Raw genomic sequence first — 23226 nt, forward strand, 5'->3', positions numbered from 1 at the left:
CGAGGGTCATGCGTACGTCAAGCAATCGAAGTGAGGCGATAAAGAGTGGCTGATTTTTCAGTGTTACTTGAGCGAATTGATGCTGATTGAGTTTCGGCCAGTGCGACCCCTGTGAGCTGTGTCCTGTTTCAGTGGACTTCCCCTCGCTTCGAATATCGGAGAGGGGTATTGGGGTATTTCTGTAGGCATCCACGGATATTCTGAACAGGGCGTCGGTCGATGGCAGCCCGAGTGCAGCGGAATTCAGGTATTGGAGGCGGGGGCGAAAGCGCTCCTGCTCGACACCTAGTGATGGAGGAAAAGGACCCCGGTGGAACTGTTTCTCTGGAATTCGGGAATCTTCCCTCTTCGCCCGTATGCGGCTACGGGTGGCGCAGCCCCGTTTCGACGGTGCGCATATTTCGACTGTGTACGCGTCACGGCCTTTTGGCGTGATCGCCTTCGCTGGAGGAGGGGAGACGGGCCTCGTCGAACGCGCGAGCTGAGAGGTTACGCCACACCAGCGCGATGCCCACGGTCTGAGCGGCGGCCGCGACAACCCATACGGTGTCGAGCCCCCACGCGGCCGCGGCCAGCCCGCCTGCCGCCGCACCGAGCGGCGCGACACCCCATGAGAGAGCCCGGTGGCTGGTTAGCACCCGCCCCAGCAGCTCCGGGGGAGTGAACCGCTGCCTGCTCGACTGGGAGCCGACATTCCACAAGAACGTCACGAATGAGTGAACGGCCAGTACCGCGCCCACCGAGACCCAGTGCGCCGGTACGAATCCGAGCAACAGCTTGCAGATGACCTCACCGGCGATCGCAGCCCGCATCGTCACCGGATAGCCGAGCTGGGCGATGATCCGGCCCGAGAACGGGGCCGCGGCAGCGAACCCCACGGCCATGCAGGCCAACAGCACGCCGTACCACCAGCGATCGAGATGAAGGACCCGCTCGACGTAGAGCACAAGCGTCGCGTACCCCATGAACCAGGCGAACGACGCGGCCGAGACCTCGACTGTGATCGACCGGAGCAGCCGGTTGCCGAACAGATAGCGCAGGCCCAGTTTCACCTCGTGCACCGGGCGCAGGCGTGTGACCGGAGGCTGCGCATCCGGAGTCCGCAGCCGTGTCGAGAGCGACAACGCGACCGCCGATGCGGCAAGTGCCGCCCAGCCCACGGAGACCGGGTTCCAGACCACGAGAAAACCGGCCAGAGGCGGGACCAGAAAACGGACGACACCCACATCGATGAACAGCAGCCGTGAGTTCGCCGCGTCCAGACCGGTTGGCCCCACCACCCACGGCACGAGCGCACCGCGCGTACCTTCCCCGACCACCTGCCCCGCGACGAGCACGAACGCCGCGGCCATCAACACCGACAGCGATGCCGCGCCCATGAGGACGGCTGCCACGAGGCCCAGGTACGCGACAGCCTGCACGGCCAGCGAGACACCGAGCAACGACGACTTGCGGGCACGGTCAATGAGCACGCCGACAGCCAAGGGGAGGACCACCCACGGCGCCTGACTCGCCGCCGTCACCAGCGAGACGCTCCTGGGATCGGCGGTGAGGGACACGGCCATCACCGGCAGCGCCGCGAGCAGCAGCCCCTCCGCGCCCGATGCGCACAGCGCGATTCCCTGCAGCTTCCGCCAAGCCGATGGTCGCGCGACGATGCTCCCCATACGCGCATGATCCCCGAGCCCGGCACGCCCCCGTATATTTCATCTGTGGCTAAACAGTCGAGTGCGCAACAGCAGGCGGTCGCGCTCACCGGCCGAGTCGCCGAAGGAGCGCGCTTCTCGGTGTCGCCGCTGTGGGAAACGGTGTCCGGCCTCCGCGCCGTCGCCCGCCCCCGACGCCAGACCGTGCACGCGCAGTGGGCAGCCTGGGCCGACGATCGCCTCGCGGATCTGCGGGACGACTGGTGGTTCCGGCTCCTTCTGCGGTTACTGACCTCCGGAACCGAGATCCCGGAGTTTCTTGTGGTCACGCCTGGCCTGCGTTCAGTCTCCATCGGCACCGAGATAGACGCTGTGATCGCCACCCCTGCGGTGCGTGTGCGCGCCGCGTTCGATGCGGCCTTCGGGCCGCACGAACTCCCTGCGGACCTCCGCGCGGTCGCCGACCGGCCCGAGGAAACGTGCCAGCTGCTCGCCGAACGGCTCGCAGTCTGCCACGACGCCGTGATCGCGCCGATATGGTCCCGGCTTGAGGGTGTACTAGAAGGCGACCTCGAATGGCGCGCAAGGCAACTGGTCGAGTTCGGCCTCCCTCATGTCGTGCCCAGGCTGCACGACTCAGTCCGATGGGTCTCCGGCTCGATCGTCATTGGTGATCCGGCGCGGGCGACCGCCCGGACCGCGAGCGATCGCGACCTGGTGTTCGTGCCTTCGGCGTTCGTATGGCCCGACGTCTACTTGAGGTATACCCCGCACCGGATCGCGCTCTATTACCCGGCTCGGGGTTTCGGCTCGTTGCGGCAGCGGCCCCGTACCCCATCGGGCAATTCACTCAAGGCGCTGCTGGGGCGCAACCGCGCCCGCCTGCTCTGCATGCTGGAGCATCCGGCGACCGTGACCGAACTCGCCGATCGCCTGGGAATCACCCCCGGCGCGGTGTCACAACACCTGACGCTTCTGCGGGCGGCCGGCCTGGTGGTCAGCCGACGCAACGGCCGGGAGACCACGTCGCTGCGCACGGCCCTGGGACATGCCCTGGTAGATGGCCAGCTGCCTGAGACACCGACCTGAGAGGTCGTTTTCTCCCGTTGTTTCATCCTGGAATCGGCGGTTGATTTTACTTTGCCCGGTCGTGCCAGGAGTCGGTGGTCTCGCCGGTGAGGCGGTGGGACATGAGGTCTGTCATGGCAAGGTGGATCACGGCTTCGGAGCGGGTGGGGAGGGTTTCGTAGTCTCGGGCCAGTCGGCGGTGAAGCATCAGCCATCCGGTTGGGTCGGCCGCGTGGTGAGGTGCTCGCCGTGGGGCGAGTCCTGTTCCGTGCGGCCGACCCAACCGGATGGCTGCACCAGTTCAAACGCCTACGGATCCGCTACGAGATACGCGCCGACCTCCATCTCGGTCTGCTCCAACTCGCCTGCAGCATCATCTGCTTGATACGACTCCGAACCGCTTTCTGAAACGATCAGTAAGCAGCGGGCGGGCAGTGGAGGTACGCGCCGTCCGGCTCGAAGGCGGCGCCCCACCGGCGCCCCGACGCCACCGGACTGGTGGAGGGCCGGGGGAATGAGCGGCCGAGCCGCCTGGCGGGTCCTTCACCGCTCCCGCCGCCGCGATCACCACCGCCCGTAGCCCCGTCCACCGGGCATGGACCCCGCCGTCGCCGGCTGAGGACGAGATCGCGAGACGACGGTAAGTCAGCGCCGGGAGCCCCGAGTTAAGCCCATCGTTTGAACCCGTCCCGGGACGAGTCCCTGCGAGCTGATGAGATGTCAGGCTTCGCGCGGAAACGATCACTACGGAGACCAGGGGCATGGCGATGACTGACAATCCGCAAGCGGGCCGAACGCAGCAGAACAAGCCCGGACCGTACGACATCGTCCTCGTCGGGGGACGTGTGGTGGACCCCGAGAGGAACATCGACGAGGTCCTCAACGTGGGGATCACGGGGCACCAGGTCGCGGCGATCTCGCGCGAGCCGCTGGAGGGCTCGACAGTGATCGACGCGCAGGGCCTGGTCGTCGCCCCCGGTTTTGTCGACCTCCACTCGCACGGCCAGCAGCTGCCCGCCGCGTGGATGCAGGCGTTCGACGGGGTGACCACCGCGCTCGAACTGGAATCGGGACTTCTGCCGATCGGGGAGTTCTACGACAACGTCGCCGCCGAGGGCCGCCCGATCAACTACGGCGCCTCCGTCGCGTGGACGTACGCCCGCATCGCGGAGAAGGAGGGCCGGGAGCCCAAGGCCGATCTGGTGTGGTTCCAGGAGGCGTTCTCGCGCGACGGCTGGCAGAACAGCCTGGCCGACGACGGCGAGGTCGAGCGCATCATCGCCCGCGTCGAGAAGGGACTGCTGGACGGCGGCCTGGGCATCGGCATCAACGGCGGCTACGCGCCGGGCTACGGGCGCAAGGAGTACCACGCGCTCGCCAAACTCGCCGCGAAGCACAAGGTGCCGACCTTCACGCACGTGCGCTACCTCTCCGTCCAGGAGCCGGAAAGCGGCTTCGAGGCACTCGGCGAACTCATCTCCCTCGCCGCGGCGACCGGCGCGCACATGCACGTCTGCCACCTCAACGCCAACGCTGGCCGGGACGTCAAGGCCTGCGTGGAACTCATCGCCGAAGCTCAGAAGAACGGCGTGCCGGTCACCGTCGAGTCGTACCCCTACGGCGGGTGCTCCAGCACCGTGGGTGCGGAGGTCTTCCGGGGTGACTGGCTCGCACGCTGGGGGGCGGAGGACGCCTCGGTGATGGAGCTCAACGGCGAACCGATGACCCAGGAGAAGATCGACGAACTGCAGAAGAACGCGCCCGGCACCGTCGTCAACATGCACTTCCTGCACCCCGACGACAAGCCCGAGGACGCCGAGCTGCTCGACCTCTCCGTGCTGTACCCCGGGGCCGCGATCGCCTCCGACGCGATGCCGTGGGTGAACAAGGACGGAACCCTGGTCGAGGGCGATGTCTGGCCGCTGCCCGCGGACGCCTTCGCCCACCCGCGTTCGGCCGGTTGCTTCTCCCGCTTCCTCTCCCGCTGGGCGCGCGGGGGCCCCGGGGAGGAGCCCAAGGTGTCGCTGGTCGAGGCGATCCGCAGGACGAGCCTCATCCCGGCGCAGATCCTGGAGGAGTCGGTGCCGCAGATGCGCGGCAAGGGCCGGCTCCAGGTCGGTGCGGACGCGGACATCGTGGTGTTCGATCTCGCCACCGTGCAGGACAACGCGACGTTCACCGAGCCCGCGCAGCACTCCACCGGCTTCCGGCACGTCCTCGTGAACGGCACCCCCGTCATCCGGGACGGCAAGGAGCTCCTGGAGCAGCGCCCGGGCAGGCCGATCCGTCGGGCCCGGGCCACCACCCGGCCCGCGGTGCCGGGTGCCGGTGCGGCCGAGGGCCTCGAAACGAGCTGAGCCGCACGCATCGCGTCAGCGACCGTCGGCTACCGGACGTCGAGTTGCAGCGGCGGGTTCGGGTCGTTGTCGTCGTTCATGAAGTCCTTCATGCCCTGCCACAGCGAGCGGGCCCGGTGGACGGTGGCCTTCCGGGCGTCGGCCAGGACCTCCGGGCGTTCGCCGAAACCGGCCGGGAGCGGCGGAAGGCCCAGCGCGGCGAGGGTGCGGACCAGGAGCTCCGACGGTTCGCCCGGGTCGCGCAGCAGCCGCGCCACCTCGCGGGCGTCGCCGCTGCCGGCCGCCGCGACGAGCAGCTCCGCGTGCTGTTGCGCGGTCTCCTGCGACGGCGTCTCCCCGGGCCCCGCCCATCGGTGCCGGGCGACCGTCCTGCCCTTGCCGACGACGGTGAGGGCCCGGGAGTCGCTCCCCTCGGCGTGGGCGACCAGGGTGGTCAGCCGGGGGGAGTCGAACGCGGATTCCGCGATCCTCACCAGCCCGTCGAGGCGCAGCAGCGTCGCGCGGCGTCCGCGCTTGCCCGGTGTCTCCAGCGAGGGGGCCGTCTCCACCAGCGTCCACCGCCCGGCCGGAGCGAGCCGGACGGTGGCCGCGGTCAGCAGCAGCTCCTGCGAGGTGCGCTGCGGCGAGAGGGGCACGTACGCGATCTCCAGTGCCGCCTGCGGCCGCGCGGACTCCGGCAGCGGCACCGCGGGGGCGGGGACGGTGCCGTTGCGGGGGACGGAGGAGGCGAGCCGGGACCGGGCGTGGTCCCGGAAGTGCAGGAACACCTCCAGGGGAGCCCCCAGGTACTCCCACGGCGACCCGGTGGCGTACCGCCCGATGGAGCGGTAGACGTCCAGCGACTCGGCCCAGCGTTCCCGGCCGTTCAGCGCCCACACCAGGTGGTTGCGAACCAGGCGGGCAGCACGGTCCTCGGGCGGGCGCGACACGGAGTACGCCTGCGCCGTGGCGATGATCTCGTCGGTCCGGTCGGCGCCGGGGGTCGCCGGGCCGTCGTTCCTGCGCGGGCGTCCGCCCCGTCTCCCCGTCTCGAGGCCGACCTCCGTCAGCGCCACGACCTCCAGCGCGCGGAGGGGGGAGTCCCGCGGGGCGTCGGCGGCGGCGCGGGCCGCGTGGTCGAGCATCTCCTCGTGGCTGCCGTACCACTTGGCGGAGAGGAACTGCACGGCCCGGAAGTGGGTGGGCAGGTGGTGGGGCCCGCAGGCGAGCGCCTGGCTCAGGCAGTCGTCGAAGACTTCGCGCGGCGCCCCGGCACCCGTGCAGTGCGCCAGGACCGCGGACCACGGGACCGGGTCGCCGGGGCCGGCCGCGACGGCCGCTTCGATGACCGGCAGCGCGTCGTTCAGCAGCGAGTGGAAGGCGCGGAACTGATCCGCGGCCACGTCCTTCGCGGACGCGCCCGTGCGGACCTTCCACGCCTCGGCGATCCGCCGGAACGCCTCGACGACGAGGGCGTCGGGGTCGTCCGGCGACCCGGCCAGCCAGGCGTCCAGCCATGCCGCGTCGTCCACGGCGATCTCGGCGAGGGCACGCACGGACTCGTCCCGCAGCGTCCAGTCGGCCTTCTCGCGCGTGGCGGCGAGGAGCGCGCGGGCCGGCGCGTACGCGCCCCGGCGGGCGGCGGACAGGGCGTCGACGGCGTGCGCGTCCGGTGCGTCGACCACGACCGCGTGGTCCGGAGGCAGCCCGACCCCTGTCGCCTCCAGATGCTGGACCATGCGCGCTACCTTGCCGAACACGTGTGCCTCCCCTATAGAACCTGCACGTGTCCGCCATGATCGCCCGTGCGTCACGCCCTTGGCGGGGCGGGGCCGCCGAGTCGTGTCCGTAACGCCGTCACGACGTGACCATTACTGCGCCATGCCGCGAAATGCCATGTACCGGGGACCTGTTCACGGGGTTGTCGGCCCTCTGCCGGGACGGATGGACGCGCGGGTGAGCCCCTGTTTTTCGCGGTCCTGCAAGAGGGCCGCTGGCCTCCGGGCCCGGCATGACTTTTGCCCCCTGCCGAACGGATGACCTGGGGGGTGGTGTCACCGAGCCCGAGGGGTGCCGTCGGAGACGCTGATGAGAGGTCCGACCACCGCTCGGCCGGGCGCAATGCCCGGTCGTTCACGGGCGGCAGGTCTGCATAACGTGGATGTGCGAGAACGGCCCCGGCGCCCAGGCCAGCACCGTTACGAGCAAGTGGGGGCACGGTGATCGACACCAGCAGCGTGGGCGTCTTCCTCGGCCTGGACGTCGGCAAGAGCACACATCACGGCCACGGGCTCACCCCGGCCGGCAAGAAGGTCTTCGACAAACCGCTGCCCAACAGCGAGCCGAAACTGCGGGCCGTCTTGGAGAAACTGGCTGCCAAGTTCGGCACCGTCCTCGTCGTCGTGGACCAGCCCGCATCCATCGGCGCCCTGCCGCTGGCCGTCGCCCGCGCCACGGGTTGCCAAGTCGCCTACCTGCCCGGCCTCGCCATGCGCCGGATCGCCGACCTCTACCCTGGCGAGGCGAAGACCGACGCGAAGGACGCGGCCGTGATCGCGGACGCAGCCCGAACGATGCCGCACACCCTGCGCTCCCTGGAGCTGACCGACGCGATCACCGCCGAACTGACCGTTCTCGTGGGCTTCGACCAGGACCTCGCCGCCGAGGCCACCCGGACCTCCAACCGGATACGGGGCCTGCTCCCACCTCGCCTCCTACGCCGGCCTCGCCCCGACGACAAAGTCCTCGGGGACCTCGATCCACGGCGAACACGCACCACGGGGCGGAAACCGGCAGCTCAAACGCGCGATGTTCCTGTCCGCGTTCGCCGCCCTGCACGACCCCGCCTCCCGCACCTACTACGACAAATGCCGGGCCCACGGCAAAACCCACACACAGGCTCTGCTCCGCCTGGCCCGGCACCGCATCAGCGTCCTGTTCGCCATGCTCCGCGACGGAACCTTCTACGAACCCAGGTGTTCCAGCTCTCCGCCGACTCCGCCCGCTCGCTGGGCAGCAGGCGGGAGGAGTCGGTCCACCTCAACCACCTCGCCTGGGCCTACAACCTCAGCGTCGCCGATCCCCACGCCGCCCTGACGACCGCCGACGCCGCGCTCGCGGCGACCCGCGACTGCGGGGACGGGCTTCAGGAAGGCTGGGCCCCTCGGCTACGCCGCGGGCGCAGCCAACCGGCTGGGCCGGGCACAAGAGGCTCAGGCGCGACTGCGCGAGGCGGCCCGCTGCCTGGCCTCGGTCGCACTCGCTGCGCTCGACGCATAGCGTGGTGGTCTGTCACGCGGTTAGGGCCTATGGACTCCGGCTAGGACACCGCCCACCCAACCCACACCCTCCCTGCCCGTCGTGCTGGTCGGATACCTGCTCCCGACCGGGTCATCGGCGTGTTTCAGGGCGTCGGCCCGGTAGTCGCGGGGGGTGCTTCCGTACGCGGTGCGAAACGTGCGGCTAAAGGCTGTCGCGCTGGAGAAGCCCCAGCGGACGGCGATGGCCTGAATGGGTTGCCGTCGCAGATCGGGGCTGGCGAGATCGGCGCGGCAGCGTTCGAGCCGACGCCGGCGAATCGTCGCGGCGACGCCTTCGGGTTCGTCGTGGAAGAGGGCGTGCAGGCTCCGCAGGGAGAGGTGGTGACGGTCGGCGATCACACGCGGCGTCAGGTCAGGCTCTCCGAGATGGAGTTCGATGAAGGCGTTGATGCGGCGAAGCAGGGTGTGGGCCCTTAGCTCAGCGGGCTGCTGCACCGTGGAGCCGAGCTGTCCAGCCAGACACGAGGCGGCCAGGCCCACAGCCATCTCCCCCAGCCCGCCCAGCTCGTGGGGCGAACAGTCAGGGCCCTTCCTGGCGAGCTCCACCAGGAACCCGGCCAGGATCGCAGCCATACCCGTGCCTCCGCGAACGCACCGCCCGAGGAGACGGTCGACCTGCTGCGAAGGCAAGGGCATCCGAGCCTTGGGGATCTGCAGGATGAACACCTCAACACCGCGGCCGTCCGTCCCCGAGCCGGACTCGTACGGGCGGGAGGTGTCCCACAGCGCCATGTCCCCGGCGCTCAGCTCCGCCTCCCGCCCCTGCTGCGCGAACCAGGCGGAGCCGCCCGTCACCAACCCGAGCTGGTACTGTTCCGGATCCCCTTTGCGGATCAACGCCTCGGTCCGCCGCGAACGCAGCGGGGCGTAAGTGAACTTCGCCAGCTGGGCGGCGCCGACGTCGAGCAGCCCGCCCGAGGCGTAGAACCCGCCCGTGTCATGTGCGTGGAAAACCGTCGGCATCAGCACATGGGACACCATCTCCGCGAACCACTCGAGCCTGTCCTGAGACGGCACTCGTGCCGTCGTCATCCCCTGCCACACCGTCGACGCTCCCCCGTGATTGCCGTCCGTCACCGGGGGCTCAGCCTCCGGCCGTGTGCAGTCTGACGGGCTGAGCAAGATCGCGCTACCGCGCGCGCCGAGCGGTCTCGCTTCAGTGGTGTCAGTGCCAGAGCTGGTAGCGGCCGTTGTTCTCGTCGTGGAGGTAGACGCTGCTGCCGCTGTCGTTGGCGTCCAGGAACCGCCCGGTCGCCTTGTGCTTGAGCTTCCAGCCGGCCGACGTCTGAATTTCGTACCAGCGCTGGTAGTCGTTGCCCGTGCACGGCTCCATGTAGACGTCGTTGTCCCAGTAGGCCGTCAGACAGTACCCACGGTCATCGTTGCGCTTCATGAGCCACGAGCCGTCGCTGTTGCTGGACTCGTACCAGGCCGTTCCGTAACTCGAGCACCCCCACATCTTGGCGTCGTTGTTGTCCAGGTTCCAGCCCAGGCACAGCTTGGACACATCGTGCTGCCAGGTGACAGTGCTGTCGGCGCTGGCCGGTGCGGCAACGCCCAGAGTAAGACCGGCGGCCGCGCCGACCATGCCAAGCGCCTTGCTCATCCGCTTCAGAGAAGTGAACACCATGGTTTCTCCCATTACTTGACAGCGCGGGCCGGGCTGGCCCGTGTCTCAGCACATACGGCCCGAGCGCGGTTCTCTGTGGTCGTCGGTTCTGACGCGGCCACCGAACGTTGATCGGACGCAGCACCGAATGTAGGAAAGATCAGCTCGCCGGACTGAACAATGGGCGCGGGATTTCTGAACGCTCTGCGCTCGGTCAGGAGCGGCCACCGAGCCGATGTCCGGGCGCTGCTGAACGCGCCCCCCCGTTACCGTCTTCGTGGCCCTGAAACAGGGCTCCCGGCCTTCGGCCCCGGTATGACTCGGTCCCCCAGTCGATGATGATCGAAAAGGTGGTGTCGCCGGTGTCGGAGGAGGCCCAGCCGCGCGGCGCCGCCTGTACCCGAACTCGGTTGAATGGCACCACGGTCACCTCCCGCCGGTCCGGCCCGCTCGGTGTCCGACTGGCCGCCGCACTGGCCGAGGCCGCGGTCCATCTGCTCACCGACCCCGCGATCGGCAGGATCAAAAAATGCGAGGCGGGCGACCGCAACCAGCGCGCCTCCGGCCCGATCCTCGCCTTCACCACCACCGGCATCCAGGACCAGGAGAAGCGCCTGCACGCCGCGGGTGTGGACATCACCATGCCGCTGCGCGAGGAACCCTGGGGCGAACGCCTCTTCCAGATCACCGACCCCAACGGCGTGATCATCCAGTTCCTCGAGTGGACAGCACCGGCCGTCAACTCCGCGACGGAACCTTCTACGAACCCAGAACACTTTGCCTCGCTTGACGAAAGACATAGAGGCACCCCCCGCCTTCACCGGGCCGGCCTCTTACCTCATGGGTAATCGCCCCGGGGCGCCCGTGCTGACAGGATCGGTGACCTCGCCGCGCCGGAGGGCGCGGGAGCATGACGGAGGGGCCGAACATGTCGACAGCCATACCCACGAACACGCGTGCTGTGATTGAGGAGTTGCTGCGCAGGATCGGCGAGGGCGACCCCGGGCGCATCGCCGAGTTGTACGCCGAGCCGTGCGACTGGAAGTTCGACTGGCCGGAGTCCGGGCACGGTTGCGCCGCCACGCCGTGGATCAGGCACCGCTCCACCCGCGCCGACGCGGCCGCCCACTACCGTGAGATCGCCGAGCACCACCTGCCGGAGCACGTGGCGACCGAGATCGAGCGCATCCTCGTCGACGGAACGGACGCGGTCGTGCTCGGCGAGATCCGGCAGACCGCCCGGGCCACCGGCCGTGCGTATCGCGCGCGGTTCGCCCTGCACCTCACCGTCGAGGACGGCCTCGTCACCCGGCACCACGTCTACGAGGACAGCCTGGCCGTCACCCGGGCGTTCGAGCCCGAGAAGGGCTGAGGGGCAGGGTCCGGGCGGCCTGCATGGGCCGGGGCGCGCGTCCCTCCGCGGTCTTCCGGGCTCGTTGCGAGGAGCGCGGCGGGGCGGTCCGGGCGCCGCCCCGCCCGGAGGCGCCGCTACCCGGACGTGCTGCTGCTGCCGCCGCTGCCGCTGCCGGGGCTGGGCATCAGGGCGTTCCACAGGGGCGTTGCCGCGCCGCGGTTTCGGGCGCTCAGCTCCTCGAAGTACCAGTCCTGGCCCAGGAGTTGCTTGACCCGCGGGATCGCTTCGGCGTCGGGGCCGCTGTAGTAGTGGACCTTCCTGGTGTCGCCGTCGGTGACCATCCGGTACATCACCTCGGCGGTGAGCGCCGGGTCGGAGCGTACGAGGTTCAGGGAGGTGAAGGCGTCCCAGGAAGCGAGGTAGTCCTCCGGGACGTTCTCGGCGCGGTCCGCCTTGCCGAAGATCCCGGTCTCCATGCTGCCGGGGTGGAGCGCCTTGACCTGTACGCCGAACTCGGCGAGCTCCGCGTGCAGCCCCTCGCTCAGCGCGGCGACGGCGGCCTTGGACGCCTCGTAGACCGAGGCGTACGGGAATCCGGCGTCGGCGCTGATCGAGCTGACGTTGACGACGACGCCCGAGCGCTGCTCGCGGAAGATCGGGACGACCGCCTTGTTCAGCGCGATCAGGCCGAAGACGTTGGTCTGGAACTGCCGGTGGACCTGGTCCATTGTCGAGGCTTCCAGCGGGCCGGACTGGAAGTACCCGGCGTTGTTGATCAGCGCGTCGAGGCGGCCGAACCGGGACAGCGCCAGTTCACCGAAGGCCAGGCAGGCTTCCTCGTCGTCGACGTCCAGCAGGAACGTGTGGACGTTGTCCAGGCCGGCGTGCCTGTCCAGGTCGGCCTTCTTGCGTACGGTGGCGACGACGTTCCAGCCGGCTTCGGCGAAGCGGCGCACACCCAGGTACCCGAAGCCGCTCGCGGTACCGGTGATGACGATGGTCTTCGCGGACATGGCAGGGCTCTCTTCCGTGAGGCGGGTGGTCCCGTGACTCCCCCTGCGATTTAGTGAAACATGGGTGCGTTAACGCGGCAAGTGCAACGCAACCCTGTTGCGTTAAAGTGCCTGTATGACGACTCCGCCGTTCCAGCGTGCCCGTCGACCGGAGCACAAGGAGCAGCGCCGCCAGGACATCCTGGAAGCGGCTGCCACGCTCGCGCGGCGCGACGGCGTGCGAGCGGTCACCCTGACCGACATCGCCGCCGAGGCCGGGGTTCACAAATCGGCCGTACTGCGCTACTTCGAATCGCGCGAAGCGGTCTTCCTCCTGCTGACCGCGGACGGCTGGCAGGACTGGGCCGCCGCCGTCGAGGGGGTGCTGCGCGAGCCGATGGGCCCGCGCGAGACCGCCGCCGCGCTGGCCGCCACCCTCGCCGAGCGGCCCCTGTTCTGCGACCTGCTCGCCCACGCCCCGCTCACGCTGGAACGCGGCGTGTCCCGGGAGCAGGTCCGCGACTTCAAGGTCACGGCCCTCGGCGCCGTCGACCGCGTCGCCCGCGCGCTGGCCGTCGCCCTGCCGTCGACGACCCGTGAGCGGGCGGTCGACGTGATCGCCGGTACGACCGCGATGGCGGCACAGCAGTGGCAGACCGCGAACCCGCCGGAGACCCTGGCCGCCCTCTACGCCGAGGACCCGCTCCTCGGCCACATGGCTGCCGAGTTCACGCCCCGGCTCGCCCGGCTGGTGGCCATGCTCCTCGCGGGTGCCGCGCGGCCGGAGGAGGGGGCGTAATCCCCCGGGCCCCGCTCAGTGACCGGTGCGCAGCTCCGCGAGGACCGCGTCCGTGAACGGGGGCCACGCCTCGACGGCCCACGGGCCGAAGGCCCGGTCGCTCAGGGCGACGCATGCCGCGCCCGCCGCCGGGTCGATCCACAGGAACGTGCCGGACTGCCCGAAGTGGCCGAAGGTCGCCGGGGACGACGAACCACCCGTCCAGTGCGGGGACTTGGAGTCGCGGATCTCGAAGCCGAGGCCCCAGTCGTTGGGGTTCTGGTGGCCGTAGCCCGGCAGCACGCCCTTCAGGCCGGGGTGGACGACGGTCTGCGCGGCCGCCACCGTACGCGGGTCGAGCAGGCGCGGGGCCTGCACCTCGGCGGCGAAGCGGACGAGGTCGTCGACGGTCGAGACACCGTCCTTGGCGGGCGAGCCGTCCAGCGTGGTCGCCGACATCCCGAGCGGTTCCAGCACGGCCTGGCGCACGTACTCCGGGAACGGGATGTCGGTGGCCTTGGCGATGTGGTCGCCCAGCACCTCGAAACCCGCGTTGGAGTAGAGCCGCCGGGTGCCCGGCGCGGCCATGGCCCGGTGCTCGTCGAACGCGAGCCCGCTGGTGTGCGCCAGCAGATGCCGTACGGTCGCGCCCTCCGGCCCGGCCGGCTCGTCGAGCTCGACCGCGCCCTCCTCGTACGCCACCAGCGCCGCGTAGGCCGCGATCGGCTTGGTGACCGAGGCGAGCGGGAAGCGGTGCGCGGTCGGGCCGTGCGTACCGACGACCGTGCCGTCCGCTCGTACGACGGCCGCGGCCGCGGTGGGGACGGGCCAGTTGTCGATCATCGCCAGGCTCTGCATGCATATGAGCGTAACGGGCGGGTCCGAAGGCCTCCGGCCCCGCCTCGGCTACTTCCGCTCCTCCCGGCTGTACAGCCGGTGACCGGTGCCGTCGGCGTTGGTGTCCCAGTAGTCGGTGTACTCCTTGTCGCCGACCCGGCCGGACAGGCGGAAGACCTTCCTCGCGGGGTCGGGGTCCTCGACCTGGAGGGAGTGCTTGTCACCCCGTTCGTCGAGGTAGTCCACGCGCAGGTGGTACTCGACGTACTCCCTGCCCAGCAGCCGTGACTGCACGACCATGACGAAACCCTTCCCGGGCCGGAGGACCTGCGAGGCCCAGCTGAAGTAGGGCTTTCCGTTCCGGGTGAGCTGCGGATAGCGCTGGTCCAGGTCCAGTTCGGCGAGGACCGTCTCCTCCTCGGCACCCCCGAGGGGGGTGATCAGCGTGGCGTCGATCGCCTTGGTGCGGCGCGTGACCACGGGAACGATGTCCACCACCGTGACGGGCGAGGAGGACGCGTTGGTCACCGCCACTTTGTAGGTGTTCGCGGTGAGGCTGACCACACCCAGCTTCCGCAGCAGAGGGTTCCATGCCTCGGGGGGCGCCTCACCGGCCAGGACGGCCTTGTCCTTTGCGCTGGTGGCGCGCTTCTCCGACACCATGAACCCGCCCTCGCCGGCCGGCATGACCACCACCTTGACCCGGGCGGACGAGCCCGGACGGGGCGGGGCCGACGCGGCGGCCGGTTCCTTCTCACCGAACAGCGAGTCGGTGACGAATCCCTGGACCGACGCCCCCAGGCCGGTGATGAGGCTCACGATGACGGCGGAGAGACCGGTCAGGACGGCCGCCGCGACCGCCGTCCGCGTCGCGTTGCCACCGGATTCCGGCCGTCCGGCGGCCCGGCGCCGCTCGGACACGCGGCGGAGACGTTCACGTCGACCGGATTGTCGCGCCATGATGTTCCCCGCCGTCCCCCGTATCGAATTTTCTTGATCGTAGCCAGGTCCCGGGGCGGGGCGCACTCGGAAATCCGGCTCCGGCCCGCGCTTGCTTCGAGTGCACTCCAAGGTTCTAGCGTGGAGGGCATGACGGTGATGGAGAGCACTTCCCCGAAGGTGGACGTCTGCACGGCGCCCCCGCAGGCGCATCCGCGTCCCGAGGGGCACGACCGGTACACCATCAGCGAGGTCGTGGCCCTCACCGGGCTCACCGCGCACACCCTGCGCTGGTACGAGCGGATCGGGCTGATGCCGCACATCGACCGGTCCCACACCGGGCAGCGCCGCTTCACCAACCGGGACCTGGACTGGCTGTCCTTCGTCGGCAAGCTGCGGATGACCGGCATGCCGGTCGCCGACATGGTCCGGTACGCGGAGCTGCTGCGCGAGGGCGAGCACACCTTCGAGCAGCGTCAGGAACTGCTGGAGGCGACCCGCCGCGACGTACGGACGCGGATCGCGGAGCTCCAGGACACCCTCGCCGTACTCGACTACAAGATCGACTTCTATGCGAGCGCCCGGACGGCGCCGGAAAGGCCCTGTGCCTGATGACTGACGACAGGATCACCACGGTGGAGCTCGGCAACGGCGGCCCGCGGGTCGGTGTGCAGGGGCTCGGCTGCATGGGCATGAGCGAGTTCTACGGAGCCACCGACGAGCAGTCCGCCCGCGAGACGCTGGAGACCGCGCTGACGGCGGGCGTCACCCTCTTCGACACCGCCGACATCTACGGCAGCGGCGCCAACGAGACCTTCCTCGCCCCGTTCGTCGGCGCGCACCGGGACGAGATCACCCTCGCCACGAAGTTCGCCGTCGAGCGCCGGGATGACGACCCGCACTACCGGGGCGTGCGCAACGACCCGGCGTACATCCGCCAGGCCGTCGAGGCCAGCCTGCGGCGGCTCGGCACCGATGTCATCGACCTCTACTACATGCACCGCCGCGACCCGGCCGTCCCGCTCGCCGAGTCCGTCGGCGCGATGGCCGAGCTGGTCCGGCAGGGCAAGGTCAAGCATCTCGGGCTGAGCGAGGTGACCGGCGCCGAACTGCGCGAGGCGCACGCGGTGCACCCGATCGCGGCGCTCCAGTCGGAGTGGTCGCTCTTCAGCCGGGACGTGGAGCGCAGCGCCGTACCGGCCGCCGCCGAGCTCGGGGTGGCGCTCGTGCCGTACTCGCCGCTCGGCCGGGGCTTTTTGACCGGGGCGTTCACCGACGCGGCCAAGGAGCTGTCGGACGGCGACTTCCGCAAGTACCAGCCCCGCTTCACCGGCGACAACGCGCGGAAGAACGCCGCCCTGCTGGAGCCCGTCCACAAGATCGCCGCCGCGCACGGGGCGTCGGCCGCGCAGGTGGCGCTCGCCTGGGTGCAGCAGCGCGCCCAGGTCCACCAGCTCGCCGTGGTCCCGATCCCGGGCACCCGTAGGAGCAGCCGGCTGCTGGAGAACGTCGCCGCCACCCGGCTCACCCTGAGCGCCGAGGAACTGGCCCTGCTGGAGCCGATCGCCGGCCAGGTGGCGGGCGACCGCTACCCGGACATGAGCAACACCGCCACGGCGCGCGAATAGGCCCCCGGGCTCACCGCGCCGTCCCCTCGGTGATCGCGGCGAAGGCGCGGAGCGAGTCCGTGCCCGGGGCGAAGTAGCCGGTGTGCCCGCGGGCGTCCTCGGCCGGGACGCGGCGCGCCCCGAACCCCGGGGCGGCCGGGTCCGGGCCGTGGCCCAGCCCCGCCACCCGGACGTTCGGCACCCGGTCGATCCAGTCCGTGGCGTCCTTCGCGGCCCACACCCTCGCCCGGGTGCGCAGCGCGGCGGCACTGTCCGCGCGCATCCCGGGCGAGCCGAGGACGACCAGGTCCCGGGCGCGCAGCCGGGAGGCGGCGAGCCCGCAGACCACCGAGCCGTAGCTGTGGCAGAACACAGCGGGCTCGGGGACCCCGTCGGCGGCCAGCCCGTCGGCGAACCGGGTCAGCCGGTCCGCCCCGGCCTCGGCGAGCGTGCCCGTCGCGGCATCGACGCCGAGGCCCACGGGCGTGGTGTACCCGGCCCAGGCGATCACCGCGCTGCCGGGCCCGGTCCGCGCGTACAGGGCCTTCGCCATGCCCGCCGGAGTGCCGTACACATCGCTCGTACGGTCGAAGGTACCGGCGTCGATGTCCGAACCCGGCACCACCACCGCGACCCGGCCCGCGGTGCGCAGGTCCCCGAAGACCTCGGCGACCTGGCCGCGCCCACGCGGGTCGAACGCCAGGATCTGCCGCCCCCGGCCGCCGCCGAGGTGCGCGTACCGGGGGTCGTTACTCGCCCTCAGGGCAAGGGCGTTGGCCCGGTAGCGCAGCTCGATCGGGGCGCCGTCCAGATTGCCGACGACCAGCGGATGGCGTACGGCCAGGTCCTGCCGCTGCGACGGGGTCAACCCCCGGAAGAACCGGGCCACTTCGGCCGGTGTGGCGCGCTCCGGGTCCGGCAGCGCGCCCCGGGTGTGGTCCGCCCGCCAGGACGCGGTGCCCGGCGGCGGCCCGGTCAGGGCCCGCTGTGCGCTCCCGGACGCCCAGCCGGCCGTCCCCGCCACCACGGTGGTGGCCAGCGCGACCGCGACCAGAGTCCTCGCGTAACGGCGCATCCCGTTCCCCTCCCCCTGCTGCGGCCCGTCCGGTGGCGGCGGGCCCTACGGCGTGACGGGGAGGAACGTAGAAAGGCCCCCGGTGCGAGGACATCGCACCCGGGGGCCAATCACGAACCGATACCGGGGTAGGGGGTGTACGCGTCCCGGGGCGCCCAGGACCTCAGGGGGCACCCGGGTGCGATGTCCTCGCACCGGGGGCGCCCAGGACCTCAGGGGGCACCCGGGACCTCGGGGACGCCCAGGGCCTCAGGGGGCACCCGGGACCTCGGGGACGCCCAGGGCCTCAGGCCTCGCCCGGGACCACCACCCCCGCCTCGTACGCGAAGATCACCGCCTGCGCCCGGTCGCGCAGGTCCAGCTTGGCCAGGACCCGGCCGATGTGCGTCTTCACCGTCTGCTCCGCCAGGATCAGCTTCCCCGCGATCTCCTGGTTGGACAGCCCCCGCGCGATCAGCTCCAGCACCTCCGTCTCGCGCGGGGTCAGCCCGTTCAGCCGCAGTGCCTGGCCGCCGCGGGTGGCGCCGGACGGGCCCTGCCGGGCGAAGTCCGCGATCAGGCGGCGGGTCACCGAGGGCGCCAGCAGCGCCTCGCCCGCCGCGACCACCCGCACCGCCGCGATCAGGTCGGCGGGCGGCGCGTCCTTCAGCAGGAAACCGGACGCCCCGGCGCGCAGCGCCTCGTACACGTAGTCGTCCACGTCGAAGGTGGTGAGCATCAGCACCCTCGGCCGGTGCGTCACCCCGGGCGGCGGGTTCAGCAGCTCACGGGCCGCCGCCAGGCCGTCCATCTCGGGCATCCGGACATCCATCAGGACCACGTCCGGCAGGGTCGCGCGGCTGACTTCGACGGCACGGCGCCCGTCCGGCGCCTCCCCGACCACGTCGATGTCGCTCTGCGCGGCGAGCAGCGCCGCGAACCCCGCCCGCACCATGGCCTGGTCGTCGACGATGATCACGCGGATGGTCACGAATCCTCCGGAACAGCAGCGGCGATGGGGGCGGCAGGAGCCAGGGGCAGCCGAGCGGCCACCCGGAAACCGCCGCCGGGCAGCGGCCCGGTGTCCAGCGTGCCGCCCGTCAACCGTACGCGCTCGCGCATCCCGACGAGCCCGTGCCCGGTCCCGGACGCCTCCGGCTCCAGCGGCGAACCGGGCAGCTCCGCACGGTCGTTGACCACCAGCACCGTCAGATGCGTACCGTCCGACGTGACCGACACCCCGGTCCGTGCCCCCGGCGCGTGCCGGATCACATTGGCCAGCGCCTCCTGCACGATCCGGTACGCCGACAGATCCACCGCCTGCGGCACGTCCGGCAGCCCGGCGGCCAGCGACAGTTCCACCGGCAGCCCCGCCCGTACCGTCGCCTCCACCAGCTGCTGCACCCGGTCGAGCCCCGGCTGCGGCGCCCGCTCGCCCGCCGAACCGTCACTGCGCAGCACCGCCAGCAGCCGCCGCATCTCCGTCAGCGACTCCCGCGCGCTCGCCGCGATGGCCTCGAACTCCTCGCGGGCCTCCGCGGACAGCCCGCCGATCCGGTACGGCGCGGAGTCCGCCTGGACCGTGATCACCGACATGTGGTGCGCGACCACGTCGTGCAGCTCGCGGGCGATCCGGGTGCGTTCCTCCAGCAGCGTGCGCCGCGCCCGCTCGGCCACGCTGATGGTCTCCTGCTCGGCCAGCCGGCGCTGCGCCACGCCCCGTTCCCGGACCACCGCGCCGATCACCATGACGATCGCGCCGAAGATCGCGAGCAGTCCGGCGCTTCCGTTGCTGCGCTCCGGGACGGACAGGTGCAGGGCCAGGCCGGGCGCCGCGGTCACCGCCCATACGGCGGCGGTGGTGCGCCGGGTCTCGCGCAGGGCCACCGCCAGCAGCACGAAGAGCAGACAGAACAGGGTGGGCGGCGGCCACGGCCAGATCTCCTGCGGGGACCGCGGGTGCGCGAGCAGGACCAGCGACCCCAGGACGGCGGCGGGAAGGACGATCCACCACGCCTGCAGCGGGCGGTGCGCCAGCATCAGCAGCGGCGCCGCCTGGGCCACCGCCAGCAGACCCGCCGGCCAGTCGGCCACCCCGTACTGATTGGTCAGCACGGTCACCGTGACCGGCAGGAAGAGCGCCGTGAGCGCGAACACGACCACGTACGGGACCACCCGCCGCCACCGCTTGCGCGAGCCGGCGAGCGGCGGGACCGGGGGGTGCGAGGGATGGGCGAGGCCGTGGGCGAGGCCGCGCAGATTGCGGCGGGCGGCGCTCACCAGCCCGTCGGCGGCGGGCGGCGGGGGTGCGGGTGCTGAAGAGGTCATGGCGGCACGAGCCTAGGCAGCGGACCCGCCCGGCCGCGTCATACCCCGGTCCCGGTTCGCCGCCGGGCCGTGTCGTACGGGGGTATCACTCGCCGGGCGGGCGCGCGCCTCGTACGGGCGTCACAGCTCGGCGAGCAGCTGGGCCTTCTTGGCGCTGAACTCGTCGTCCGTCACCAGCCCGGCCCGGTGCAGCTCCCCGAGGTGCCGGATGCGCTCCGCGATGTCGGCGGGGTCGCGGCGGGCCGCGCCCGCCAGGACGGCGGCGGGCACCGGCACCGCCGAATGGTTCCTGCGCACCGCTTCCAGGACCGCCGCGGCGAACGGCAACGACTCGTGCACCGCCCCGTAGCCGAGGCTGAAGACCACCGCCGCCGGGTCATGATCGGCCCGCAGCGGCTCCCGCCCCCTCGGGAGCAGTCGCAGATACCCGTCCAGCCCCTCCGGCTGGCGCCACTCCACACCGCTCAGCTCGGCGACCGGGAAGGTCTGGTCCCCGGCCTTCCACTTCGCCGACGAGGCGCCCGTCCAGAACCAGCGGAAGGACACCCGCTGTCCGTCGAACCCGGCACGGCCGTCGTACGCCTTGAACTGGAGGGGTGCCTCGGGCGCGGCCACCAGGAAGCGGTCGGCGGGCTCCGCCGCGTCGGGACCGAGCCGGGCGCGCAGCTCGTCCGCGTAGTACTCGGCGAGCGTCTCCCGGTCGCCGGGGAGCACCAGCCGGTACGGATCGCAGCTGTCCTTCAGCTGCCCGGCCGCGGCCTCGACCAGGGGGTCGGCGCCGGGTCTGGGCACGGCACGCAGGACCACCGTGCCGCGCTTGCCCGGGGTCAGCGTCACCGACGACAGCGCCGCATGCGGTACGCGTCGCTCCCGCAGACTCTGGAAGAGCCTGGGAGTGCGGATTCCCCGTTCGAAGCGGATGAGCACGGAGTCGGTCTCGAACTCCCAGGTGGCATGAATTCCGGCCAGCACATCACCCATGTGCCTCATCGTATGCGGCACTTGCCTCGCATGTCCCCCCTCGAAACCGCCCGGGCTCCGGCGGTCCGCCGGGAACCCCCGGTTCCGTCAGATTCCCTGGTCCCCGGCGACCGGCTCGCCGCAACCGCTGTCGGAGGCGGCACAGCTCACCGATCCGTAGGCGCCCACACCGATCGCGGCGAAGTTGTCCAGGCTCTCGGTACCCGGCACGAAATAGCCACTGTGCCCGATCGCGCCGCCCGCCGAGACGATCCGTGCGCCGAAGCCGGGATCGACCGGATCGGCGCCGTGACCGAGACCGCCGAGCTCCAGATTCGGTACGTCCTCGATCCAGTCGCCGCGGTCCCGCATCGCCCACACCCGCGCCCCGGTCCGCAGCTGCGCGACGTTCTCCACCCGCATGCCGGGACTGCCGGCCACCGCGATGTCGCTGACCCTGGCGGGCAGTTCGTGCGCGGCGACCCCGCACAGCACCGAGCCGTAGCTGTGGCAGAACAGCGAGACGGGCGCGGTCCCGGGCAACGCGCCCACCAGCGCGTTCAGCCGCAGCGCGCCGCGCGCGGCGAGGTTGCCCAGGGCCGCGTCCATACCGATGCCGGCGGGCGTGGTGTAGTCGGCCCAGGCGATGACGGCGGTACGCGTACCGGGACCGGCGGCGCGCTCCGCCGCGTACAGCGACTTCGCCATGCCGACGGGGGCGGCGTTCACCTTGGGCGCGGGCCGTTCCAGGGTCAGCAGGTCGGTGTCCACGCCGGGGACGACCACCGAGATCCGGTCGGCCCGGTCGAGGTCGCCGAAGACCTCGGCGGCGCGGCCCCTGCCGGTCGGGTCGAAGGCCAGGAAGCGGCGGCCCGGGGCGAGCATCGAATCGAGGCGCTCCATCCGGCGGGTGGCCAGGGCGCGGCCGTCGGGGGAGAGGCGCGCGTCGTGCGTACGCCGCTCCTCGACCCGGCGCGCCTGCGCCACGGCCAGCCGGTTGGCGCGGTAGCGCAGGGTGACCGGGGCGCCGTTCAGATTGCCCACGACCAAGGGGTACTTGTCGGCGAGCGCGGTGCGCTGCGCGGCGTTGAGCGAGGCGAAGAAGCGGGCCAGCCGGTACGAGGGCGCGTCGGCGTCCGGCAGCGCATGACCCGCCACCCGGCCCCGCGCCCAGGCGGCGAGCGCGACGGTACGTGGCTCGTCGGAGCGTTGATGGCGGACGGCGGTCCAGCCGGTGGTCGCCAGCATCACGAACACGACCGCCACGGCGAGCAGCGCGCGCCACGCGGTGAGCGTCGGGGAGGAGTCGAAGGAAGTCACTCCGGCCCACATTAGGAGACGCGGGACGGCAGCCGTGAAGAGGGTGACACACATCACTCCGCTGCGGGGAATCGCGGCCCGCGCTTCTCACGCTGTGTGGTCGTCATCCGCACGCTGAGGCGCGCGGGATGCCACGGGCGCACCGCATGTCGCCCTCGGCGCAGGGGTGTTGTGACGTCGGTCATGCCCGGCGCCGAGACGTTCGGCACACCAGGGGCGGCGCGAGCGGGGCGACGGCGTGTTCCGCCGATGCGCGGACCGGGGCGAGGCGCTGCGCGGACCGGGGGAGGCGGTACATGGAGAGCGGGGACGGTGCGCGAAGGGCGGAGGCGTTACGCGGACCGCGTTGCGGCGGAGCCGACGGCCTCCGGGCCGTGCGCCGCCCGCCAGTCACCGGCCAGCGCCGGACCGAGCCGGTCCAGGTACGCCTCGGTGAGGTCGCGCAGCGAGTCCACGTCGCAGTCCCGGCCCTGGACCCAGAGCTGACCGGTCACCCGCATCACCCCGCAGAACGCGGCGACGGCGACCCGGGGCCGCGGGTCCTCGTCCACGTCGAGCCCCTCGCGGTCGGCGATCAGCAGCGCGATCTGGTTCTCCAGCGTGCTGCACCGCCGCAGATGGGCGGCGAGGAGCGAGGGCGTCGACTCGATCATCCGGTACATCCGCATGTGGAGCTCGACGGTGAAGATCTCCTCGAAGGTCTCGCCGATCCTGTCCCAGACGGTGAGCACCGCCCGGCGCAGGGCGTCGAACGGGGCCTCCGCGGCGGGGCGCCGGCGCAGCTCCGCGAGGAAGTGCGACTCCACCATGGACTGGAGGGCGAAGGCGGCCTCCTCCTTGCCCGCGAAGTAGCGGAAGAAGGTCCGCTGGGAGACGTCGACGGCCTCGACGATCTCGTCGACGGTGGTCTCGTCGTACCCCTGGGTGGTGAAGAGGTCGAGCGCGGTGTGCAGCAGGGCGTCCCGGGTGCGCCGCTTCTTCCGCTCGCGCAGTCCGGGGGCTTCCCCGCCGGGGAGCCCGGCCGGGTGCGCGACCCGCTGCCCATCGGTCACTTCGGTGGCCTTCTTTCTCCTGCTTT

The 23226-nt window shown here is 71.3% G+C and carries 20 protein-coding genes and 3 pseudogenes; 9 read left to right on the plus strand and 14 right to left on the minus strand.

The features are described 5' to 3' along the window. Window positions 1–416 precede the first annotated feature (416 nt). On the minus strand, window positions 417–1667 hold the full coding sequence (locus ACFCV8_RS13900) for an MFS transporter (protein ID WP_376685548.1): 1251 nt from the start codon (window positions 1665–1667) through the stop codon (window positions 417–419). Between the two features lie 6 nt (window positions 1668–1673). Between ACFCV8_RS13900 and ACFCV8_RS13905 the strand changes: the two genes are divergently transcribed. Beyond that, window positions 1674–2735 (plus strand): DUF5937 family protein, encoded by a 1062-nt coding sequence (locus tag ACFCV8_RS13905; protein WP_376685549.1) that lies wholly within the window; start codon window positions 1674–1676, stop codon window positions 2733–2735. 46 nt (window positions 2736–2781) lie between these two features. Here ACFCV8_RS13905 and ACFCV8_RS13910 read toward each other — a convergent pair. Beyond that, a pseudogene (locus ACFCV8_RS13910) lies at window positions 2782–2931 on the minus strand (IS5/IS1182 family transposase); the annotation flags it as partial. Between the two features lie 71 nt (window positions 2932–3002). Here ACFCV8_RS13910 and ACFCV8_RS13915 point away from each other — a divergent pair. Together ACFCV8_RS13915 and ACFCV8_RS13920 are read left to right on the plus strand one after the other, a co-directional pair. After that, window positions 3003–3122, plus strand: a pseudogene (locus ACFCV8_RS13915) (IS5/IS1182 family transposase); the annotation flags it as partial. 353 nt (window positions 3123–3475) lie between these two features. Next, on the plus strand, window positions 3476–5071 hold the full coding sequence (locus ACFCV8_RS13920; protein WP_376685550.1) for an amidohydrolase family protein: 1596 nt from the start codon (window positions 3476–3478) through the stop codon (window positions 5069–5071). 29 nt (window positions 5072–5100) lie between these two features. Here ACFCV8_RS13920 and ACFCV8_RS13925 read toward each other — a convergent pair whose 3' ends face one another. After that, window positions 5101–6789, minus strand: coding sequence for a hypothetical protein (locus ACFCV8_RS13925; RefSeq protein WP_376685551.1), 1689 nt, complete (start codon window positions 6787–6789; stop codon window positions 5101–5103). Between the two features lie 480 nt (window positions 6790–7269). On the opposite strand from ACFCV8_RS13925, the pseudogene ACFCV8_RS13930 reads away from it, so the two are divergent. Further along, window positions 7270–8026 (plus strand): annotated as a pseudogene (locus tag ACFCV8_RS13930) (transposase); the annotation flags it as partial. A gap of 323 nt (window positions 8027–8349) precedes the next feature. On the opposite strand, the gene ACFCV8_RS13935 reads toward ACFCV8_RS13930, so the two are convergent. Then, a complete protein-coding gene (locus tag ACFCV8_RS13935) occupies window positions 8350–9402 on the minus strand; it encodes a helix-turn-helix domain-containing protein (RefSeq protein WP_376685552.1) in 1053 nt (350 codons plus the stop codon). Window positions 9403–9535: 133 nt separating this feature from the next. After that, window positions 9536–10000 carry a hypothetical protein gene (locus ACFCV8_RS13940; RefSeq protein WP_376685553.1) on the minus strand — a complete coding sequence of 155 codons (465 nt, stop codon included), beginning with the start codon at window positions 9998–10000 and terminating at the stop codon, window positions 9536–9538. A gap of 389 nt (window positions 10001–10389) precedes the next feature. Between ACFCV8_RS13940 and ACFCV8_RS13945 the strand changes: the two genes are divergently transcribed. Both ACFCV8_RS13945 and ACFCV8_RS13950 read left to right on the plus strand, forming a co-directional pair. Beyond that, entirely contained in the window at window positions 10390–10827 is a 438-nt protein-coding gene (locus ACFCV8_RS13945) for a VOC family protein (RefSeq protein ID WP_376685554.1), read from the plus strand. A gap of 80 nt (window positions 10828–10907) precedes the next feature. Continuing rightward, window positions 10908–11351, plus strand: coding sequence for a nuclear transport factor 2 family protein (locus ACFCV8_RS13950; protein WP_376685555.1), 444 nt, complete (start codon window positions 10908–10910; stop codon window positions 11349–11351). A gap of 116 nt (window positions 11352–11467) precedes the next feature. Here ACFCV8_RS13950 and ACFCV8_RS13955 read toward each other — a convergent pair whose 3' ends face one another. Then, window positions 11468–12346 (minus strand): SDR family oxidoreductase, encoded by an 879-nt coding sequence (locus ACFCV8_RS13955; RefSeq protein ID WP_376685556.1) that lies wholly within the window; start codon window positions 12344–12346, stop codon window positions 11468–11470. Window positions 12347–12461: 115 nt separating this feature from the next. Between ACFCV8_RS13955 and ACFCV8_RS13960 the strand changes: the two genes are divergently transcribed. Further along, a complete protein-coding gene (locus ACFCV8_RS13960; RefSeq protein ID WP_376685557.1) occupies window positions 12462–13124 on the plus strand; it encodes a TetR family transcriptional regulator in 663 nt (220 codons plus the stop codon). 15 nt (window positions 13125–13139) lie between these two features. On the opposite strand, the gene ACFCV8_RS13965 is transcribed toward ACFCV8_RS13960, so the two are convergent. After that, window positions 13140–13961 (minus strand): serine hydrolase domain-containing protein, encoded by an 822-nt coding sequence (locus ACFCV8_RS13965; RefSeq protein WP_376685558.1) that lies wholly within the window; start codon window positions 13959–13961, stop codon window positions 13140–13142. A 48-nt stretch (window positions 13962–14009) separates the two neighbouring features. Further along, window positions 14010–14861 (minus strand): hypothetical protein, encoded by an 852-nt coding sequence (locus ACFCV8_RS13970; protein ID WP_376685559.1) that lies wholly within the window; start codon window positions 14859–14861, stop codon window positions 14010–14012. Between the two features lie 168 nt (window positions 14862–15029). Here ACFCV8_RS13970 and ACFCV8_RS13975 point away from each other — a divergent pair, with 168 nt between their 5' ends. Together ACFCV8_RS13975 and ACFCV8_RS13980 are read left to right on the plus strand one after the other, a co-directional pair. Next, window positions 15030–15491, plus strand: a complete 462-nt coding sequence (locus tag ACFCV8_RS13975; protein ID WP_376685560.1) for a MerR family transcriptional regulator — start codon at window positions 15030–15032, stop codon at window positions 15489–15491. After that, the gene (locus ACFCV8_RS13980; protein WP_376685561.1) at window positions 15491–16507 is read left to right on the plus strand and encodes an aldo/keto reductase; all 1017 of its coding nucleotides are present in this window, start codon (window positions 15491–15493) and stop codon (window positions 16505–16507) included. Before ACFCV8_RS13975 ends, ACFCV8_RS13980 begins: the two co-directional genes overlap by 1 nt. A 10-nt stretch (window positions 16508–16517) precedes the next feature. Here ACFCV8_RS13980 and ACFCV8_RS13985 read toward each other — a convergent pair whose 3' ends face one another. The 6 genes from ACFCV8_RS13985 to ACFCV8_RS14010 form a co-directional block, all read right to left on the minus strand. Then, window positions 16518–17561, minus strand: coding sequence for an alpha/beta hydrolase (locus ACFCV8_RS13985; protein ID WP_376685562.1), 1044 nt, complete (start codon window positions 17559–17561; stop codon window positions 16518–16520). Window positions 17562–17847: 286 nt separating this feature from the next. After that, window positions 17848–18531, minus strand: a complete 684-nt coding sequence (locus tag ACFCV8_RS13990; protein ID WP_376685563.1) for a response regulator — start codon at window positions 18529–18531, stop codon at window positions 17848–17850. Further along, a complete protein-coding gene (locus ACFCV8_RS13995; protein WP_376685564.1) occupies window positions 18528–19868 on the minus strand; it encodes a sensor histidine kinase in 1341 nt (446 codons plus the stop codon). The genes ACFCV8_RS13990 and ACFCV8_RS13995 overlap by 4 nt, the downstream gene beginning before the upstream one ends. A gap of 120 nt (window positions 19869–19988) precedes the next feature. Beyond that, complete coding sequence (locus ACFCV8_RS14000; protein WP_376685565.1) at window positions 19989–20849, minus strand: DUF4429 domain-containing protein; 861 nt, start codon at window positions 20847–20849, stop codon at window positions 19989–19991. Between the two features lie 87 nt (window positions 20850–20936). Continuing rightward, the gene (locus ACFCV8_RS14005) at window positions 20937–22148 is read right to left on the minus strand and encodes an alpha/beta hydrolase (protein ID WP_376685566.1); all 1212 of its coding nucleotides are present in this window, start codon (window positions 22146–22148) and stop codon (window positions 20937–20939) included. Window positions 22149–22480: 332 nt separating this feature from the next. After that, window positions 22481–23200, minus strand: coding sequence for a TetR family transcriptional regulator (locus ACFCV8_RS14010; protein ID WP_376685567.1), 720 nt, complete (start codon window positions 23198–23200; stop codon window positions 22481–22483). Window positions 23201–23226 lie beyond the last annotated feature (26 nt).

This window comes from Streptomyces sp. NPDC056347 (assembly GCF_042262625.1).
GTDB lineage: Bacteria > Actinomycetota > Actinomycetes > Streptomycetales > Streptomycetaceae > Streptomyces.